The 18,246-nt window shown below is 37.8% G+C and carries 19 protein-coding genes; all 19 read left to right on the forward strand.

The window, feature by feature from the left end; all coding sequences use genetic code 11:
• The first annotated feature begins 15 nt into the window (after nucleotides 1-15).
• The 19 genes from ftsY (at nucleotide 16) to hslU (ending at nucleotide 18,234) form a co-directional block, all read left to right on the forward strand.
• The gene (gene ftsY, locus BM211_RS01515; RefSeq protein ID WP_035429013.1) at nucleotides 16-1,005 is read left to right on the forward strand and encodes a signal recognition particle-docking protein FtsY; all 990 of its coding nucleotides are present in this window, start codon (nucleotides 16-18) and stop codon (nucleotides 1,003-1,005) included.
• A 295-nt stretch (nucleotides 1,006-1,300) separates the two neighbouring features.
• Nucleotides 1,301-1,633: a putative DNA-binding protein gene (locus BM211_RS01520; protein ID WP_035429011.1), complete on the forward strand. Its 333-nt coding sequence runs from the start codon at nucleotides 1,301-1,303 to the stop codon at nucleotides 1,631-1,633.
• A 12-nt stretch (nucleotides 1,634-1,645) separates the two neighbouring features.
• The gene (ffh, locus tag BM211_RS01525) at nucleotides 1,646-2,995 is read left to right on the forward strand and encodes a signal recognition particle protein (RefSeq protein WP_090994684.1); all 1,350 of its coding nucleotides are present in this window, start codon (nucleotides 1,646-1,648) and stop codon (nucleotides 2,993-2,995) included.
• A 101-nt stretch (nucleotides 2,996-3,096) separates the two neighbouring features.
• On the forward strand, nucleotides 3,097-3,369 hold the full coding sequence (gene rpsP / locus BM211_RS01530; RefSeq protein WP_035429006.1) for a 30S ribosomal protein S16: 273 nt from the start codon (nucleotides 3,097-3,099) through the stop codon (nucleotides 3,367-3,369).
• 14 nt (nucleotides 3,370-3,383) lie between these two features.
• Nucleotides 3,384-3,611, forward strand: a complete 228-nt coding sequence (locus BM211_RS01535) for a KH domain-containing protein (RefSeq protein ID WP_035429914.1) — start codon at nucleotides 3,384-3,386, stop codon at nucleotides 3,609-3,611.
• A 120-nt stretch (nucleotides 3,612-3,731) separates the two neighbouring features.
• Nucleotides 3,732-4,247 (forward strand): ribosome maturation factor RimM, encoded by a 516-nt coding sequence (rimM, locus tag BM211_RS01540; protein ID WP_035429003.1) that lies wholly within the window; start codon nucleotides 3,732-3,734, stop codon nucleotides 4,245-4,247.
• Nucleotides 4,247-4,981 carry a tRNA (guanosine(37)-N1)-methyltransferase TrmD gene (trmD, locus tag BM211_RS01545; RefSeq protein ID WP_035429002.1) on the forward strand — a complete coding sequence of 245 codons (735 nt, stop codon included), beginning with the start codon at nucleotides 4,247-4,249 and terminating at the stop codon, nucleotides 4,979-4,981. The genes rimM and trmD overlap by 1 nt, the downstream gene beginning before the upstream one ends.
• Before the next feature lie 142 nt (nucleotides 4,982-5,123).
• Nucleotides 5,124-5,468, forward strand: a complete 345-nt coding sequence (gene rplS, locus BM211_RS01550) for a 50S ribosomal protein L19 (RefSeq protein WP_035428999.1) — start codon at nucleotides 5,124-5,126, stop codon at nucleotides 5,466-5,468.
• 98 nt (nucleotides 5,469-5,566) lie between these two features.
• Nucleotides 5,567-6,118 (forward strand): signal peptidase I, encoded by a 552-nt coding sequence (gene lepB, locus BM211_RS01555; RefSeq protein ID WP_090994687.1) that lies wholly within the window; start codon nucleotides 5,567-5,569, stop codon nucleotides 6,116-6,118.
• A 22-nt stretch (nucleotides 6,119-6,140) separates the two neighbouring features.
• Nucleotides 6,141-7,004: a ribosome biogenesis GTPase YlqF gene (ylqF, locus tag BM211_RS01560; protein WP_035428995.1), complete on the forward strand. Its 864-nt coding sequence runs from the start codon at nucleotides 6,141-6,143 to the stop codon at nucleotides 7,002-7,004.
• A gap of 169 nt (nucleotides 7,005-7,173) precedes the next feature.
• Entirely contained in the window at nucleotides 7,174-7,950 is a 777-nt protein-coding gene (locus BM211_RS01565) for a ribonuclease HII (RefSeq protein ID WP_090994690.1), read from the forward strand.
• 194 nt (nucleotides 7,951-8,144) lie between these two features.
• The gene (gene sucC, locus BM211_RS01570; RefSeq protein WP_035428992.1) at nucleotides 8,145-9,305 is read left to right on the forward strand and encodes an ADP-forming succinate--CoA ligase subunit beta; all 1,161 of its coding nucleotides are present in this window, start codon (nucleotides 8,145-8,147) and stop codon (nucleotides 9,303-9,305) included.
• Between the two features lie 20 nt (nucleotides 9,306-9,325).
• Nucleotides 9,326-10,228, forward strand: a complete 903-nt coding sequence (gene sucD / locus BM211_RS01575) for a succinate--CoA ligase subunit alpha (RefSeq protein ID WP_035428991.1) — start codon at nucleotides 9,326-9,328, stop codon at nucleotides 10,226-10,228.
• An 89-nt stretch (nucleotides 10,229-10,317) separates the two neighbouring features.
• The gene (dprA, locus tag BM211_RS01580; protein WP_090994693.1) at nucleotides 10,318-11,205 is read left to right on the forward strand and encodes a DNA-processing protein DprA; all 888 of its coding nucleotides are present in this window, start codon (nucleotides 10,318-10,320) and stop codon (nucleotides 11,203-11,205) included.
• 464 nt (nucleotides 11,206-11,669) lie between these two features.
• Complete coding sequence (gene topA, locus BM211_RS01585) at nucleotides 11,670-13,748, forward strand: type I DNA topoisomerase (protein ID WP_090994696.1); 2,079 nt, start codon at nucleotides 11,670-11,672, stop codon at nucleotides 13,746-13,748.
• Nucleotides 13,749-13,799: 51 nt separating this feature from the next.
• Nucleotides 13,800-15,104, forward strand: coding sequence for an FADH(2)-oxidizing methylenetetrahydrofolate--tRNA-(uracil(54)-C(5))-methyltransferase TrmFO (trmFO, locus tag BM211_RS01590; RefSeq protein WP_090994699.1), 1,305 nt, complete (start codon nucleotides 13,800-13,802; stop codon nucleotides 15,102-15,104).
• Nucleotides 15,105-15,169: 65 nt separating this feature from the next.
• Complete coding sequence (gene xerC, locus BM211_RS01595) at nucleotides 15,170-16,075, forward strand: tyrosine recombinase XerC (RefSeq protein WP_035428986.1); 906 nt, start codon at nucleotides 15,170-15,172, stop codon at nucleotides 16,073-16,075.
• Between the two features lie 196 nt (nucleotides 16,076-16,271).
• Nucleotides 16,272-16,814, forward strand: coding sequence for an ATP-dependent protease subunit HslV (hslV, locus tag BM211_RS01600; RefSeq protein WP_035428985.1), 543 nt, complete (start codon nucleotides 16,272-16,274; stop codon nucleotides 16,812-16,814).
• Nucleotides 16,815-16,836: 22 nt separating this feature from the next.
• Nucleotides 16,837-18,234 carry an HslU--HslV peptidase ATPase subunit gene (gene hslU / locus BM211_RS01605; protein WP_035428984.1) on the forward strand — a complete coding sequence of 466 codons (1,398 nt, stop codon included), beginning with the start codon at nucleotides 16,837-16,839 and terminating at the stop codon, nucleotides 18,232-18,234.
• Nucleotides 18,235-18,246: the final 12 nt, after the last annotated feature.

An 18,246-nucleotide genomic window follows, 5' to 3' on the forward strand; every position in this document is an offset into this window, starting at 1 on the left:
GAAGGATGGGAAAGAATGAGTTTTTTTAAAAAATTAAAAGAAAAGATTTCGAAGCAAACAGATACGGTAACAGAGAAGTTTAAACAAGGTTTAGAGAAAACGAGAAACTCTTTTGCTGAAAAAGTAAATGATTTAGTATTTCGTTATCGTAAAGTTGACGAAGATTTCTTCGAAGAGTTAGAGGAAATTTTAATTGGCGCGGATGTGGGTGTGTCCGTAGTAATGGAGTTAATTGACCAATTAAGAGATGAAGTGAAGCGTCGTAATATTCAAGATCCAAAAGAAGTACAAGCTGTTATCTCTGAAAAATTAGTCGAGATTTATAAAGGTAACGGTAATTTTAATAATGAATTAAATGTACAAGATAATGCATTGACAGTTATTTTATTTGTTGGAGTAAACGGTGTTGGAAAAACAACAACGATTGGAAAAATGGCACATAAATTTAAAACGGACGGCAAATCTGTATTATTAGCAGCCGGCGACACATTCCGTGCTGGTGCAATTGAGCAACTAGAAGTATGGGGAGAACGCGTTGGTGTAGATGTAATTAAACAAGGATCAGGTTCAGACCCAGCAGCTGTTATGTTCGATGCAATTCAGGCTGCAAAATCGCGAAAAGTTGATGTCTTGTTATGTGATACGGCAGGTCGTTTGCAAAATAAAGTCAACTTAATGAAAGAGTTAGAGAAAGTGAAACGTGTAATTGAACGTGAAGTTCCTGGAGCTCCTCATGAAGTATTACTTGTCATTGATGCAACAACAGGGCAAAATGGTTTAAGTCAAGCGAAGACATTCCGTGAGGCGACAAATGTAACGGGTATTGTCTTAACGAAATTGGACGGAACTGCTAAAGGTGGAATTGTATTAGCGATTCGTAATGAGATGGATGTACCGGTGAAATTTGTTGGTCTAGGAGAACAAATGGATGACTTACAAGCATTTGATCCAGAACAATATGTGTATGGATTATTTGCGGACTTTGTAGAAACAGAAGCAGAATAAATATAACTTGAAAACTGACTTAAAAACCCTTTTTCTTTATAGGTGGGCGAGAGCATCTGGCCGTGCATAGTAGCGGTCAGGGCCTATTTCTACCGCGCGCTAAAGGAGCGAGTAAGTGGCTGACATGTTGTATTCTGCATAGCAGCGACTTATATGTCGAAAAAGAAGGGGCGGTGTTTACCGCTTCTTCTTTTGGATTAAAATTGAGATGTTAAGAAAAAAACTTGACACACCTTTACTCTCCATGTAAACTAATCCATGTAAAGGTAATTCACTTAACAAAGGGTGATTCAACATGCTCGAAAAAACAACGAGAATGAACTATTTATTTGATTTTTATCAATCGTTGTTAACGCCAAAACAAAGAAGTTATATGTCACTTTACTATCTTGATGATCTATCGCTTGGTGAAATTGCAGAAGAATTTGAAGTAAGTCGCCAAGCAGTGTATGATAACATTAAACGGACAGAAGCGATGCTTGAAGAATATGAAGAAAAGTTATTATTACTTCAAAAGTTTCAAGAAAGGCAGCAACTTGTTACAAAGTTAAAGCAGCTAATCAGCGAAGAAGAGCATGTAGATGAACAAATAAAACAAGTTGTTGAAGCTATCGAAAATTTAGATTAGGAGGGCGGCAATATGGCATTTGAAGGATTAGCCGACCGACTTCAACAGACAATGCAAAAAATTCGCGGCAAAGGGAAAGTATCCGAAGCCGACGTAAAAGAAATGATGAGAGAAGTTCGTCTTGCACTTTTAGAAGCAGACGTTAACTTTAAAGTAGTAAAAGATTTTGTAAAGCGTGTGTCTGAACGTGCTGTCGGACAAGATGTAATGAGAAGTCTAACGCCTGGACAGCAAGTTATTAAAGTAGTACAGGAAGAACTTACTGAGCTAATGGGCGGGGAACAGAGCAAAATTGCTATCTCTAACCGGCCACCAACTGTTATTATGATGGTAGGTTTGCAAGGTGCGGGTAAAACGACGACAACAGGTAAGCTTGCGAATTTACTTCGTAAAAAGCATAATCGGAAACCGATGCTTGTTGCAGCTGATATTTATCGTCCAGCGGCAATTAAGCAACTTGAAACACTCGGTAAACAATTGGATATGCCAGTTTTCTCTTTAGGAGACAAAGTAAGTCCTGTTGAAATCGCGAAACAAGCAATTGCAAAAGCAAAAGAAGATCATCATGATTACGTTCTTATTGATACAGCAGGTCGTCTGCATATTGATGAGGAACTTATGGGTGAATTAGCACAAGTTAAGGAAGTAGCGAAACCGGATGAAATTTTCCTTGTTGTTGATGCAATGACAGGACAAGATGCGGTTAACGTTGCACAAAGCTTCCATGAACAGCTTGGTTTAACAGGTGTGGTATTAACGAAATTAGATGGTGATACGCGCGGAGGTGCAGCGCTATCTATTAAAGCTGTTACAAACACACCGATTAAATTTGCTGGTATGGGTGAGAAATTAGATGCGCTAGAGGCATTCCATCCAGAACGTATGGCATCACGTATTTTAGGTATGGGTGATGTTCTAACGTTAATTGAAAAAGCGCAAGCGACAGTTGATGAAGAAAAAGCAAGAGAACTTGAGCAAAAAATGCGTACACTTTCCTTTACGTTAGATGATTTTCTAGAGCAATTAGGACAAGTGCGTCAACTAGGACCACTTGATGAGCTATTAAATATGCTTCCTGGTGCTGGGAAAATTAAAGGATTAAAAAATGTCCAAGTTGATGAAAAGCAAATTGGACACATTGAAGCGATTATTCGCTCAATGACGAAATTAGAGCGTGAGCAACCGGAAATGATTAACGCTAGTCGCAAGAAACGTATTGCTAAAGGTAGCGGTACAACTGTACAAGAGATCAATCGTCTTTTGAAGCAATTTGAAGATATGAAAAAGATGATGAAAACGATGTCTGGTATGCAAAAAGGTAAGAAAAAAGGACTAGGTGGTATGAAGTTTCCATTTATGTAAGGAAAAAAAGATGGCTCTGTTAAGAAAAAATACTTTACAAAGGCCCACTCTTTTTGCTAATATTATTATCTGTGTGAAATATATTCGGAGGTGCTTTATAAATGGCAGTTAAAATTCGTTTAAAACGTATGGGAGCTAAAAAATCTCCTTTCTATCGTGTAGTTGTTGCAGATTCTCGTTCTCCTCGTGACGGACGTTTCATCGAGGAAATCGGAACTTACAATCCAGTTGCAGTGCCAGCTGAGATTAAAATCAACGAAGAAGCAGCATTAAAATGGTTAGGAAACGGTGCGAAACCATCTGATACAGTTCGTAACCTTTTCTCTAAACAAGGCATTATGGAGAAATTCCATTTAGCTAAACAAGGTAAGTAATTAAAGCAATGGCTATGTCAGGGTTAATCGAAACAATTGTTAAACCCCTTGTGGATCATCCTGATTATGTATTGGTTACACAGGAACTGTACAACGGAGAGATGAAGTATCGGTTAACCGTACATCCTGAGGATGTGGGTAAAGTCATTGGGAAACAAGGGCGAGTTGCAAAAGCAATTCGAACGATCTTATATGCAGCGGGACATCATGAAAATGAAAAAGTCACGCTGGAAATTCAATAAGTACGAAAAGGGCGAGGATCTGTTCCTCACCCTTTTTTAACATTTTAAGATAAATCGCATCTTCAGCAAAGAGAATGGAGATGCTAACGACATATTGCGAACAGGGGTGACGTGCTGTTTATGACGAAATGGTTTAATGTAGGGAAAATTGTAAATACTCACGGTGTTAGAGGTGAGGTCCGTGTCGTTTCACGTACAGATTTTCCAGAAGAGCGTTATAAAGTAGGAAACACATTATACATATGGCAGGAGAAAGTTACTGAGCCATTAGCTGTAAAGATTACTTCTCATCGTCAACATAAGTCTTTTGATTTATTGACATTCGAAGGCTATAACAATGTAAATGAAGTGGAACAATGGAAAGGCTCTTTATTAAAAGTGCCAGAGGATCAGCTTGGAGAATTGGCTGAAGGAGAGTATTATTATCACGAAATTATTGGTTGTACAGTTGTAACAGAAGACGGAGAGACAATTGGTACAATTAAAGAAATTCTTTCTCCAGGTGCAAACGATGTTTGGGTCATTAAACAACCAAAAGGTCAAGATGTTTTAATCCCATATATTGAGGAAGTTGTCTTACAAGTAAATATGAACGAAAAGCTTGTGACCATCCACGTGATGGAAGGGTTACTGTAATGAAAATCGATATTTTAACATTGTTTCCAGAAATGTTTACAGGTGTCTTTGGTTCTTCTATATTAAAAAAAGCACAAGAAAAAGAAGCGGTGCAGCTAAGAGTTGTTAATTTTCGTGATTATTCAACGAATAAGCATAATAGCGTGGATGATTATCCATACGGCGGCGGAGCTGGAATGGTATTAACACCACAGCCCATTTTTGATGCTGTAGAAGAGTTAACGAAGGAAACAGAGCGTAAACCACGAGTTGTACTAATGTGTCCACAAGGAGAGCGTTTTACGCAAAAGAAGGCTGAAGAATTAGCTGAAGAAGAGCATTTAATTTTTATTTGTGGCCATTATGAGGGGTATGATGAGCGTGTTCGCGAGCATCTTGTAACCGATGAAATTTCAATAGGTGATTACGTCTTAACAGGCGGAGAATTGGCATCTATGGTTATTACAGATAGTGTTGTGCGTTTATTACCTGACGTTTTAGGGAATCAGCAATCACAAATAGAAGATTCATTTAGTACAGGCTTACTAGAACATCCGCATTATACGAGACCAGCGGAGTTTCGTGGGATGAAAGTGCCAGATGTACTTTTGTCTGGAAATCATAAATATATTGAAGAATGGCGTCATAAAGAGTCGCTGCGCCGTACTTTTGTACGCCGCCCTGATTTACTAGAGGAACGAAGCTTATCTAAACAAGAGGAAAAGTGGTTAGCAGAAATTAAAGAAGAGAAGTAAAAAAATGCTATTGCAACAAACCAAGCAATATGCTATTATAACACTTGTGCTACTTATAGAGAGTAGCCGTTAACAACGGTGTTCCGCTGTAATTTATGATATGACTTTGCATGAGCATCTGTTTGGAAGGAGAGAATTGAATATGCAACAATTAATCGCAGAAATTACAAAAAATCAATTAAAAACTGATTTACCTTCATTCCGTCCTGGTGACACTTTACGTGTACACGTAAAAGTAGTAGAGGGTACTCGTGAGAGAATTCAGATTTTTGAAGGTGTTGTAATTAAACGTCGTGGTGGCGGAATTAGCGAAACATTCACAGTTCGTAAGATTTCTTACGGTGTAGGTGTTGAACGTACATTCCCAGTTCACACGCCAAGAATCGCGAAAATCGAAGTACTTCGCCGTGGTAAAGTACGTCGTGCTAAGTTATACTACTTACGCAACCTTCGCGGTAAAAAAGCACGTATTAAAGAAATTCGATAAGACATGTATGGGAGCTTGTATTTGCAAGCTCCCTTTTTCCAATCTAGCTGTGTCCTAACTTACATACAAACAGCTTACATAACCGTGGAGGGAATTACATGACGAAACAAAAAAGTACGCTTTGGGAATGGACAAAAGCTATTTTGATTGCTGTTGTCTTAGCTTGGATTATTAGACAATTTTTCTTTGCACCAATTCTTGTAGATGGTGTATCGATGTCACCGACGCTTCAAGATCGTGATCGTATGATTGTCAATAAAATAGGTTATCACATTGGAGAACCAAAACGCTTTGATATCATTGTGTTTCAAGCGACAGAAGATAAAGATTACATTAAACGTATCATTGGTTTACCTGGTGATCAGATAGAATATCGAAACGACACACTCTATATTAACGGAAAGCCGTATGAGGAGCCGTATTTAGATAAGCAGAAAAAGCAGCTTGCTGATGGGCCATTAACGTATGATTTTAAGCTTGAAGAAATTACAGGGAAAACAACGGTTCCAAAAGGAGAATTATTTGTATTAGGAGATAATCGTCGTTTTAGTAAGGATAGTCGTACAATTGGAACGATTTCAATAGACCAAGTAATTGGAAAAGCGAATATATTGTATTGGCCATTCGAGGATGCACGTATTGTAAAATGAATGTAGAAAAGAAGGTGGAAGTATGGTAATTCAATGGTTTCCTGGTCATATGGCTAAAGCAAGGCGCCAAGTAACAGAGAAATTAAAATTAATCGATGTGGTAATTGAACTTGTTGATGCAAGGTTGCCATTATCATCACGAAATCCAATGATTGATGAAATTATTACGCACAAGCCAAGACTTGTTGTTTTAAATAAAGCAGATATGGCAGACGATCGTGTAACAAAAGAATGGATTGCTTATTTTGAAGAAAAAGGTCATAAAGCAATCTCTATCAATGCGCAAGCTGGACAAGGTATGAAAGAAATTACAGCAGCTTGTAAAGAACTTGTGAAAGAGAAATTTGATAAAATGATTGCAAAAGGTATTAAACCAAGAGCAATTCGTGCTTTAATTGTTGGGATTCCGAACGTTGGAAAATCGACATTAATTAATAAATTAGCAAAGAAAAATATTGCTAAAACGGGCGATCGTCCAGGTGTAACAACGGCACAACAATGGATTAAAGTTGGAAAAGAAATGGAACTATTAGATACACCTGGTATTTTATGGCCAAAATTTGAGGATGAAATGGTTGGACTTCGTCTCGCAACAACTGGAGCGATTAAAGATTCTATTTTAAATTTGCAAGATGTGGCTGTGTATGCACTTCGCTTTATGGAGAAACAGTATCCAGAACGTTTAAAAGAGCGATATAAGTTAAATGAGATTCCAGAAGATATTGTAGAGTTATTTGATGCGATTGGAAAAAATAGAGGCTGTTTAATGGGCGGGGGACTTGTTGATTATGATAAAACATCAGAACTTGTTCTTCGTGAACTTCGCGGTGGTAAACTCGGGAAAATGACATTTGAAACACCGAAAGAGATAATGGAAGAAGCATAGAGCAATCCTTCTATTTCTTTCATTTCATTCGATGAATGTTACTGGTAGTTATTTTTTTGCCAAGTGTCTTTCTTTTTTTAAAAATGAAAAGATAATGCTTGCTATTGTGAAATGGGAGAGAAAAGGCACGCTATTGCGCGCCTTTTCTTACTTGTAGGAGGAACTACGTATGTCTAAAAAACAAACAATTCAAGAAATCGAAACTGTATTGCGAGAAATTGAACGAGAAGACGACGAGCGCTTTCGTATGTTAGTAGCAGATGAACGAAAAGGCGTGCAGAGACTAATATTAAAATGGAAAAAACAGCAAGAGGATAAAGAAAAAGAAAGACAAAAATTTGCTGAGATGTCTTCATATGAGAATGCGCTTCGTCAAAAGGGGATTGAATCAATTGCTGGTATTGATGAAGTCGGAAGAGGCCCCTTAGCAGGACCTGTTGTTACGGCTGCTGTTGTGCTTCCGAAAGATTTCTATATGCCTGGTTTGAATGACTCGAAAAAATTGAGTGAGGCAAAGCGTGAGCAGTTTTATGATGGGATTAAAGAGCAGGCGCTAGCAATTGGGGTTGGAATTATTCCACCACACGTTATTGATCAGATAAATATTTATCAAGCGACGAAACAAGCGATGTTAGAGGCTGTAAGTAATTTATCATGTGAGCCAGAGCATTTGCTAATTGATGCAATGGATTTGCCAACATCAATCCCACAAACGTCTATTATTAAGGGAGATGCGAAAAGTATTTCGATTTCAGCTGCGTCTATCATCGCGAAAGTCACAAGAGATCGCATGATGAAAGAACTTGGAAAACGATATCCGCAGTATGGATTTGAGCAACATATGGGATATGGAACGAAACAACATTTACAAGCGATTGAAACTTATGGTGTGTTAGAGGAACATCGAAAAACGTTTGCTCCAATTAAAGATATGATTGAAGAATAAGCTGGGAATTCACAGCTTATTTTTTTATTTTTGTATATTAACATTATTATTTTCAAAAAAGAATAAAGCGATTTCAGTTTTCTGATATTTTACTGTAGACAGCGTGCCAATCATTTTATACAATGACAATGTAGTGTTTAAAAACATTAAAAAAACTTTTCGAGTAAAACAGGAAAATAGGGGAGGATGGGACCATGAATATCCACGAGTATCAGGGTAAAGAAGTCCTTAGAAACTATGGGGTAAGCGTTCCGAATGGGAAGGTTGCCTTTACAGTAGAAGAAGCTGTAGAAGCAGCGAAAGAATTAGGAACAAACGTATGTGTAGTAAAAGCGCAAATTCATGCTGGCGGACGCGGCAAAGCTGGCGGTGTAAAAGTAGCAAAGAACTTAGATGAAGTTCGTACATATGCAGAAGAAATTTTAGGGAAAACGCTTGTAACTCATCAAACAGGTCCTGAAGGTAAAGAAGTAAAGCGCTTACTTATCGAAGAAGGATGCGACATTAAAAAAGAGTACTATGTTGGTCTTGTGTTAGATCGCGCGACTTCTCAAGTTGTGTTAATGGCGTCTGAAGAAGGCGGAACAGAAATTGAGGAAGTAGCAGAGAAAACACCAGAAAAGATCTTTAAAGAATATATTGATCCTGCTGTGGGTCTACAAGGCTTCCAGGCACGTCGTATTGCGTTTAATATCAATATTCCAAGCGCGCTAGTTGGACAAGCTGTAAAGTTTATGATGGGCTTATACCGCGCGTTTATTGAAAAAGATTGTTCTATCGCAGAAATTAACCCGCTTGTGACAACAGGTGACGGAAAAGTAATGGCGTTAGATGCAAAATTAAACTTCGATTCTAACGCTTTATATCGCCATAAAGATATTTTAGAGCTTCGTGATCTTGATGAAGAAGATCCGAAAGAAGTTGAAGCTTCTAAATATGACCTGAACTATATTTCATTAGATGGAAACATTGGTTGTATGGTAAATGGTGCAGGACTTGCAATGGCAACGATGGATATTATTAAACATTATAACGGTGACCCAGCTAACTTCTTAGATGTTGGTGGCGGTGCAACAGCTGAAAAAGTTACAGAAGCTTTCAAAATTATTCTTTCTGACAAAAATGTAAAGGGTATTTTCGTTAACATTTTTGGCGGCATTATGAAATGTGATGTAATTGCAGAAGGTGTTATTGAAGCGACAAAACAAGTAGGTCTTGAATTACCGCTTGTTGTTCGTTTAGAAGGTACAAATGTAGAGCTAGGAAAGAAAATTTTAAATGAATCTGGCTTAAATATTGTTGCAGCAGAATCTATGGCAGACGGTGCACAAAAAATTGTTTCACTAGTAGGCTAATAGAAAGCGGGGGAGAAGAAATGAGCGTATTAGTTAATAAAGATACAAAAGTTATTGTACAAGGTATTACAGGTTCTCAAGGTTTATTCCATACAAAACAAATGATTGAATACGGTACGAAAATTGTCGGTGGTGTAACGCCTGGTAAAGGTGGTACTGAAATCGAAGGTGTACCGGTATTTAATACTGTAGAAGACGCTGTAAAAGCGACAGGTGCAAACGCTTCTGTTGTATACGTTCCACCTGCTTTTGCTGCAGATGCAATTATGGAAGCTGTTGATGCGGAACTTGATTTAGTAGTATGTATCACAGAAGGTATTCCTGTATTAGATATGGTAAGTGTTAAAAAATATATGGATGGCAAAAAGACACGTCTTCTTGGACCAAACTGCCCAGGTGTTATTACGCCAGAAGAATGTAAGATTGGTATTATGCCAGGATACATTCATAAAAAAGGTCATGTTGGTATCGTATCTCGTTCAGGTACGTTAACTTATGAAGCTGTACATCAATTAACACAAGAAGGAATCGGCCAATCAACTGCAGTTGGTATCGGCGGAGACCCTGTTAATGGTACAAACTTCATCGATGCTTTAAAAGCATTCAATGAAGACGAAGAGACACATGCGGTTATTATGATTGGTGAAATCGGTGGAACTGCAGAAGAAGAAGCTGCTGAATGGGTAAAAGCGAACATGACAAAACCTGTTGTCGGCTTTATTGGTGGCCAAACAGCACCTCCAGGAAAACGTATGGGTCATGCTGGTGCGATTATTTCTGGTGGTAAAGGTACAGCTGCTGAAAAGATTAAAACAATGGAAGCATGCGGTATTAAAGTTGCTGAAACACCAGCTGTTATGGGTGAAACTTTAATTTCTGTGTTAAAAGAAAAAGGCTTATTTGAAACTTGTAAAAATTATTAATCATTAAGAAAGACACCTTCTGTAAAAGAGGGTGTTTTTTATCCCTTTCACAGTTAACATAATCTTAATTATGGGTAAGGAGAATGAATATGAAACATGAAAGATTATTACATCTTCACTACTTCTTGGCAGATCAGTGGAAAGTACTAAGGCGCTTATTAGCTATTGATCCTCAGTTATCGAATATTTATTCCTTTCAAGCTCCTCAAATTGAAAAATACCTTGGGTTATCGATACAAAAAGCCTCTGCACTTGTTTCTTATCTTCAAAAAACATCACCTTCTTTTTACATTCAACAATTACAAAATGAACACGTTTTTTACATGACGATATGGGATGATGATTATCCAAGTTTGTTACGCGAAATCCCTGATCCGCCATATGTTTTATATGGAAAGGGGAAGAAAGAATTATTGCAATGGTCAAAAAAAATAGCTGTTGTTGGAACGCGAAATCCGTCTTTATACGGAAAAGGTAGCATACAATCTATTTTACAACCGCTTATAAACAATGACTGGCTCATTGTGAGTGGTTTTGCAAATGGTATTGATACAATTGCTCATGAAATTGCAGTAGAACATCCTTTTATGACAATTGCGGTGTTAGGACATGGTCTAAACTTTATGTATCCAAAGAAGAATCAAGGTTTTTATGAAAAATGGAAAGACCAAATATTACTCGTAACGGAGTATCCCCCGTATTATGCGCCGCAAAAATGGTATTTTCCAAGACGAAACCGCATTATAAGTGGACTTTGTCAAGGTGTTCTCGTAGTAGAGGCGAAAGAGCGAAGTGGTTCTCTTATAACAGCAGATTGCGCTTTAGAGCAAAATAGAGAGGTGTTTGCTATGCCGGGACCAAATTATATTGTGAATGCGGTTGGAACAAATCAGCTCATTCAACAAGGAGCAAAATTAGTTCAATGTGCCGAAGATGTGATAGAAGAACTTTCAAATTATAAAATGAACCCATTTTAATCTGCTTTACAGAAAAAAGGAGTATGCACTCGTCCACCAAAAAAGAAAGAGGTTGTTCAATCGATTTCTTAACTAATATTTCTAAAGTTATCTATATATCCATGCACGCGAAACAAAAACATAATGGGCTCTCGCATACTACCATGTGTTGAAAATGCGGCACGTGGCAGAAAAAGGCCCTGACCGCTACTAAGCCCGGCCAGATTCTCTCGCCCACCTAAAAAAAGCTCTTAAGTCATTATTAAATTTATCTTTATACAGTATATTTCATGTTTTTTATTAAACAATTATTGACAAATAGTAGATACTCACTGTATGTTATATTCATTGTTGATTGACAAAAATGAGAGAAATCAATAATATTAGTCAATAATCCTTCCCAAAAGGTTATAGAAGCTTTTCGGAAGGAAATTTTGTGTGAATAAAGATGAAGACTTGAATCCACCTCTTAAGGAGGCACTAGCATGTCAGATTACCTTGTAATCGTGGAGTCGCCTTCTAAGGCGAAAACGATTGAAAAATATTTAGGGAAAAAATACAAAGTAGTCGCGTCTATGGGCCATGTTCGCGATTTACCTAAAAGCCAAACGGGGATAGATGTGAAAAATAATTTTACCCCGAAATACATTACCATTCGTGGTAAAGGGCCTGTTTTAAAAGATTTGAAGACAGCGGCAAAAAAAGCAAAAAAAGTTTATCTCGCAGCCGATCCGGATCGCGAAGGAGAAGCGATTGCTTGGCACTTAGCTAATACGTTGAACGTAGATATAGAATCAGATTGCCGTGTTGTGTTCAATGAAATTACAAAAGATGCTATTAAAGAATCTTTTAAATATCCACGTGCGATTAATATGGATTTAGTGGATGCTCAGCAAGCAAGACGTGTGCTTGATAGGCTTGTTGGTTATAATATTAGTCCTTTACTATGGAAGAAAGTGAAAAAAGGGTTAAGTGCAGGCCGTGTGCAGTCTGTTGCAGTTCGTTTAATCATAGAACGTGAAAAAGAAATTCAAGCGTTTTTACCTGAAGAGTTCTGGACAATTAAAACTGAATTTGTAAAAGGGAAAGAGACGTTTGAAGCAACCTTTTATGGAATAAACGGGGAAAAAGTAGAATTAACAAATGAACAACAAGTAAATGATGTCATTGAAAAAATGCAAGAAAATGCGTTTTCAGTTGAAAATGTAACGAAGAAAGAACGTAAGCGTAATCCGGCACTACCGTTTACGACATCTTCACTGCAACAAGAAGCTGCAAGAAAGTTAAATATGCGAGCAAAGAAAACGATGATGCTTGCGCAGCAACTTTATGAAGGTATTGATATTGGGAAGCAAGGAACAGTCGGATTAATTACTTATATGAGAACAGATTCAACGAGAATTTCAGAAACGGCGCAGCAAGAAGCACGTTCTTATATTGAAGAAGCGTTTGGTGCAGACTACATAGGAACGCAAAAAAAGAAGGAATCGAAAAAAGCAAACGCACAAGATGCGCATGAAGCGATTCGTCCATCATCTGTTTTGCGTAAGCCAGACGAACTAAAAAGTTATTTGAGCCGTGACCAACATCGTTTATACAAACTGATTTGGGAGCGATTTGTTGCAAGTCAAATGGAATCTGCTATTATGGATACCGTTACAGCTACACTGATAAACAATTCTGTGCAATTTCGTGCACATGGTTCTGTTGTAAAGTTCCCGGGATTTATGAAGGTGTACGTGGAATCAAAAGATGACGGAGCAGAAGAGAAGGATAAAATGTTGCCGCATCTAGAAATTGGAGAAACAGTCTTTTCTAAAGATGTCGAACCGAAACAACACTTTACACAGCCGCCACCGCGTTATACAGAGGCACGTTTAGTAAAAACGTTAGAGGAACTTGGAATTGGTAGACCATCTACATATGTACCAACGCTAGAGACAATTCAAAAACGTGGGTATGTAGGGTTAGACAATAAGCGATTTGTTCCGACTGAACTTGGCGAAATTGTAACCGAACTTATTTTAGAGTTTTTCCCTGAAATTATTAACATTGAGTTTACAGCTAATATGGAGCGAAATCTTGATGAAGTAGAAGAGGGGAACGCAAATTGGGTACAAATTGTCGATGATTTCTACAAAGAGTTTGAGCCACGTTTAGAAAAAGCGGAGAAAGAAATGCGCGAAGTAGAAATTAAAGATGAACCTGCTGGGGAAGACTGTGAATTGTGTGGTCACCCAATGGTCTTCAAAATGGGTAAATTCGGAAAGTTCATGGCTTGTTCTAATTTCCCAGATTGCCGAAATACAAAACCGATTGTAAAAGAAATCGGTGTTACATGTCCAAAATGTAATGAAGGACAAATTATTGAACGACGAAGCAACAAAAAGAAACGTCTTTTTTACGGCTGTGGTACATATCCAGAGTGTGACTTTGTTTCTTGGGATAAACCAATTGGTCGAAAATGTCCAAAGTGCGAAGGGATGCTTGTTGAGAAGAAGTTGAAAAAAGGCGTTCAAGTACAGTGTATTTCTTGTGATTATGAAGAAGAACAACAAATGTGAGCCTACCAGCTCACATTTTTTTCGGGAAATGCAAAAAGAAAGGTGAGATACATGACAACACAAGTAGTAAACGTAATTGGTGCAGGACTTGCAGGAAGTGAAGCAGCTTATCAAATCGCAAAACGCGGTGTTCAAGTAAGGTTATACGAAATGCGACCAGTAAAACAAACACCAGCCCATCACACAGATAAATTTGCTGAGCTTGTATGCAGTAACTCGCTTCGTGCAAATACATTAACAAACGCGGTGGGCGTAATTAAAGAAGAGATGCGCCGTATGGATTCTGTTATTATTCGCGCAGCAGACGAATGTTCTGTGCCAGCAGGCGGTGCGTTAGCTGTTGACCGTCATGAATTTGCGGCTAAGGTAACGGAATATGTGAAAAATCATCCGAACGTGACAGTAGTGAATGAAGAAATTACAGAAATTCCTGAAGGACCTACAGTAATTGCAACGGGCCCTCTTACGTCAGCAAGTCTAGCGGTACAACTGAAAGAGCTAACAGGCGAGGATTATTTTTATTTCTATGATGCAGCGGCGCCAATTGTAGAAAAAGATAGCATTGATATGGAGAAAGTATATTTAAAATCCCGTTATGACAAAGGGGAAGCAGCATATTTAAACTGTCCTATGACAGAAGAAGAATTTAATCGTTTTTATGATGCGTTAATTGCTGCAGAAACAGTGCCATTAAAAGAGTTTGAGAAGGAAATTTTCTTTGAAGGCTGTATGCCGGTAGAAGTCATGGCAAGCCGTGGTAGACAAACGTTAGTATTCGGACCGATGAAACCAGTTGGATTAGAAGATCCAAAAACAGGGGAAACACCGTATGCAGTTGTTCAATTGCGTCAAGATGATGCAGCAGGAACGTTATACAATATTGTTGGTTTCCAAACACACTTAAAATGGGGACCGCAAAAAGAAGTGTTACAATTAATTCCTGGATTAGAAAATGCGGAAATCGTACGTTATGGTGTGATGCATCGTAATACGTTTATTAATTCACCGAAATTACTTCGTCCAACGTACCAATATAAAAATCGCGACGATTTATTCTTTGCAGGACAAATGACTGGGGTAGAGGGATATGTAGAATCAGCTGCTTCGGGCTTATTAGCAGGTGTAAATGCAGCGCGACTTGTGAAAGGTGAAGAACCAGTTGTTTTACCAGCAGTAACAGCAATGGGAAGTATGGCAAATTACATTACAACGACGAATGCGAAAAACTTCCAACCGATGAACGCGAATTTCGGACTATTTGCACCGTTAGAAAAGAAAATTAAAAAGAAGCAAGAACGTAATGAAGCGTATGCAAATCGCGCATTAGAAACAATTCAAAATTTTGTAAATATTTAGTCAAATTTCTTGCAAAGGCTACTAAATTGTGATACGATTTAGTAGCCTTTATTGAGGTGAAGAGTATGAATGAAGATGTGAATAAAATGTTACAATTATTCGTCGGATATTTACAAATTGAAAGAAATTATTCAAAATATACAATTGCAAGTTATCAAAATGATGTAGAACATTTTATACAATTTATGAATCGAGAAGGTATTTTGACTTTTGAGGATGTTACGTATACTGATGTTCGTTTATATTTAACAACTTTGCATAATGAAAAGTTAGCAAGGAAGTCTGTAGCGCGAAAAATCTCGAGTTTGCGAAGTTTGTATCGCTTTTTGATGCGTGAAGGATATCGGGAAGATAATCCATTTGCACTTGCTGCACTCCCTAAAAAAGAATGGTCAATACCAAAATTTTTGTACGCTGAAGAGTTAGAAAAATTATTTGAAGTTTCGGATACTTCAAAACCGCTAGGTCAACGAGATCAAGCGTTATTAGAACTTATGTACGCGACGGGTATTCGTGTAAGCGAATTCGTGAATATTCAGCTTGCGGATATTGACTTTTCAACAGGTACGATTTTGGTGACGGGAAAAGGAAAGAAACAACGCTATGTTCCTTTCGGTAGTTATGCACAAGATGCTTTACTAACTTACATAGAAAATGGGAGAAAACAATTAGAGAAAAAATCGCAAGAACACTCTCAAATGTTGTTTTTGAATGCGAAAGGCACACCGCTAACGAATCGAGGTGTTCGATATATTTTAAATGAACTAATAAAAAGAACATCCCTTACAATGCATATAAGCCCCCATACGTTAAGGCATACGTTTGCAACCCATATGTTAAATGAAGGGGCAGATTTAAGGGCTATACAAGAATTATTAGGACATGAAAATTTATCGGCAACACAAATTTATACGCATGTCTCAAAAGAAAGATTGCGATCGGTTTACATGATGCACCATCCTCGTGCATAAATTGCTTTTAAAAGCTATAAAGTGAAACTACTATTGGTGGAGGGGGTTCTTCCTTTTTCACTAATAGTTAGGTGTACCAATTAAGCTCTTACGGGTAGTTAACTCCTAGGTACCTTGTTTGATTTATCAGAATTTTTAGGTTGGAGTCTAAGTGCCTGTTAGCAGCAGGATAAAAACAAATAAAGGAGTTTTTTCTATGGGAAACTTCCATGCTACAACGATATTTGCGGTTCACCATAATGGAGAATGTGCAATGGCCGGTGATGGGCAAGTTACACTTGGAAATGCTGTTGTTATGAAGCATACAGCTCGTAAAGTTCGAAAGTTATTCCATGGCAAAGTGTTAGCAGGTTTTGCAGGTTCTGTAGCTGATGCTTTTACATTATTTGAGATGTTTGAAGGAAAGCTTGAGGAATACAATGGTAATTTACAGCGAGCTGCGGTAGAAATGGCAAAGCAGTGGCGGGGAGATAAGATGCTTCGCCAACTAGAGGCAATGTTAATCGTTATGGATAAAAATACGATGTTGCTTGTTTCAGGAACGGGTGAAGTGATTGAACCAGATGATGGCATTTTAGCAATTGGTTCTGGTGGGCATTACGCACTTGCAGCAGGGCGCGCTTTAAAACAACATGCAGGTTCCCATTTCACAGCAAGAGAAATTGCGAAGGCAAGTTTAGAAATTGCTAGCAATATTTGTGTATATACAAACGAAAATATTATTGTGGAAGAACTGTAGAACTGTAAGGGAGGCATTTTATATGCATTTACATTTTACTCCGCGACAAATTGTAGAAAAATTAGATCAATATATTATTGGTCAAAAAGATGCGAAAAAAGCAGTTGCAGTGGCACTTAGAAATCGTTATCGCCGCAGTAAATTAGAAGAAGGACTTCGCGATGAAATTGCACCGAAAAACATTTTAATGATTGGACCTACAGGGGTCGGAAAAACAGAGGTGGCGCGTCGTATTGCAAAGCTTGTGGGGGCTCCTTTTATTAAAGTAGAGGCAACTAAATTTACAGAAGTAGGCTATGTTGGTCGTGATGTTGAATCGATGGTTCGTGATCTTGTAGAAACTTCTGTTCGAATTGTAAAAGAAGAAAAAATGATTCATGTGAAAGATAAAGCGGAAGAGCAAGCTAATCAACGAATTGTTGAAATTTTAGTGCCGCATAAACAAAAAGAATCAGGATTTAAAAATCCGCTAGAAATGTTATTTGGCGGGTATCAAAATCAAAATACTGCTCCAACTTCAGAAAAGCAAGATGAGAGAGAAGTGGAGCAAAAACGAAATGAAGTAGAGAAACAGCTTGCTGCTGGTTTACTTGAAGATGAAATGATTACAATTGAAGTGACAGAACAGCAATCATCTATGTTTGATATGCTCCAAGGTACAGGGATGGAACAGATGGGCATGAATTTTCAAGATGCACTTGGAAGCTTTATGCCGAAAAAAACGAAAAAACGTAAACTTTCTGTAAAAGAAGCGAGAAAAGTCTTGACAAATGAAGAAGCACAGCGCTTAATTGATATGGATGAAGTTACACAAGAAGCCGTTTATCGTGCTGAACAGCTTGGGATTATTTTTATTGATGAGATTGACAAAATTGCTGGTAAACAATCGAATAGCGTTGATGTATCGCGTGAAGGTGTGCAGCGAGACATCTTACCGATTGTGGAAGGATCGACTGTTGTGACAAAATATGGACCGATAAGAACGGATTATGTTTTATTCATTGCAGCGGGTGCTTTTCATATGTCAAAGCCGTCAGATTTAATTCCAGAACTGCAAGGAAGATTCCCAATCCGCGTAGAGTTGACAAAATTGTCAGCGGACGATTTTGTGAAAATTCTTGTAGAACCAGATAATGCTTTAGTAAAACAATATATAGCATTATTGGAAACTGAAGGTATAGAAATTGAATTTTCTGACGAAGCTATTCGTAAGATTGCCGAGATTGCTTATCAAGTCAATCAAGACACAGATAATATTGGAGCAAGAAGGCTCCATACCATTATGGAAAAACTTCTTGAAGATTTATCATTTGAAGCATCTGAAATTACGTTAGAAAAGGTAACGATAACACCTCAGTATGTAGAGGAAAAATTAGAGACGATTGCTAAAAATAAAGATGTGAGCCAGTTTATTTTGTAATAGTATCATCAG

The organism is Bacillus sp. 491mf (assembly GCF_900112415.1).
In the GTDB taxonomy this organism is placed as follows: Bacteria; Bacillota; Bacilli; order Bacillales; family Bacillaceae_G; genus Bacillus_A.

What these genes read in the sequence shown, in the direction of transcription:
- BM211_RS01520 (WP_035429011.1), top strand. Translation starts at nt 1,301, where the DNA reads ATGCTCGAAAAAACAACGAGAATGAACTATTTATTTGATTTTTATCAA.
- BM211_RS01565 (WP_090994690.1), top strand. Translation starts at nt 7,174, where the DNA reads ATGTCTAAAAAACAAACAATTCAAGAAATCGAAACTGTATTGCGAGAA.
- trmD (WP_035429002.1), top strand. Translation starts at nt 4,247, where the DNA reads ATGAAAATCGATATTTTAACATTGTTTCCAGAAATGTTTACAGGTGTC.
- trmFO (WP_090994699.1), top strand. Translation starts at nt 13,800, where the DNA reads ATGACAACACAAGTAGTAAACGTAATTGGTGCAGGACTTGCAGGAAGT.
- BM211_RS01535 (WP_035429914.1), top strand. Translation starts at nt 3,384, where the DNA reads ATGTCAGGGTTAATCGAAACAATTGTTAAACCCCTTGTGGATCATCCT.
- xerC (WP_035428986.1), top strand. Translation starts at nt 15,170, where the DNA reads ATGAATGAAGATGTGAATAAAATGTTACAATTATTCGTCGGATATTTA.
- lepB (WP_090994687.1), top strand. Translation starts at nt 5,567, where the DNA reads ATGACGAAACAAAAAAGTACGCTTTGGGAATGGACAAAAGCTATTTTG.
- hslU (WP_035428984.1), top strand. Translation starts at nt 16,837, where the DNA reads ATGCATTTACATTTTACTCCGCGACAAATTGTAGAAAAATTAGATCAA.
- sucD (WP_035428991.1), top strand. Translation starts at nt 9,326, where the DNA reads ATGAGCGTATTAGTTAATAAAGATACAAAAGTTATTGTACAAGGTATT.
- ylqF (WP_035428995.1), top strand. Translation starts at nt 6,141, where the DNA reads ATGGTAATTCAATGGTTTCCTGGTCATATGGCTAAAGCAAGGCGCCAA.
- rimM (WP_035429003.1), top strand. Translation starts at nt 3,732, where the DNA reads ATGACGAAATGGTTTAATGTAGGGAAAATTGTAAATACTCACGGTGTT.
- rpsP (WP_035429006.1), top strand. Translation starts at nt 3,097, where the DNA reads ATGGCAGTTAAAATTCGTTTAAAACGTATGGGAGCTAAAAAATCTCCT.
- rplS (WP_035428999.1), top strand. Translation starts at nt 5,124, where the DNA reads ATGCAACAATTAATCGCAGAAATTACAAAAAATCAATTAAAAACTGAT.
- ffh (WP_090994684.1), top strand. Translation starts at nt 1,646, where the DNA reads ATGGCATTTGAAGGATTAGCCGACCGACTTCAACAGACAATGCAAAAA.
- dprA (WP_090994693.1), top strand. Translation starts at nt 10,318, where the DNA reads ATGAAACATGAAAGATTATTACATCTTCACTACTTCTTGGCAGATCAG.
- ftsY (WP_035429013.1), top strand. Translation starts at nt 16, where the DNA reads ATGAGTTTTTTTAAAAAATTAAAAGAAAAGATTTCGAAGCAAACAGAT.
- hslV (WP_035428985.1), top strand. Translation starts at nt 16,272, where the DNA reads ATGGGAAACTTCCATGCTACAACGATATTTGCGGTTCACCATAATGGA.
- topA (WP_090994696.1), top strand. Translation starts at nt 11,670, where the DNA reads ATGTCAGATTACCTTGTAATCGTGGAGTCGCCTTCTAAGGCGAAAACG.
- sucC (WP_035428992.1), top strand. Translation starts at nt 8,145, where the DNA reads ATGAATATCCACGAGTATCAGGGTAAAGAAGTCCTTAGAAACTATGGG.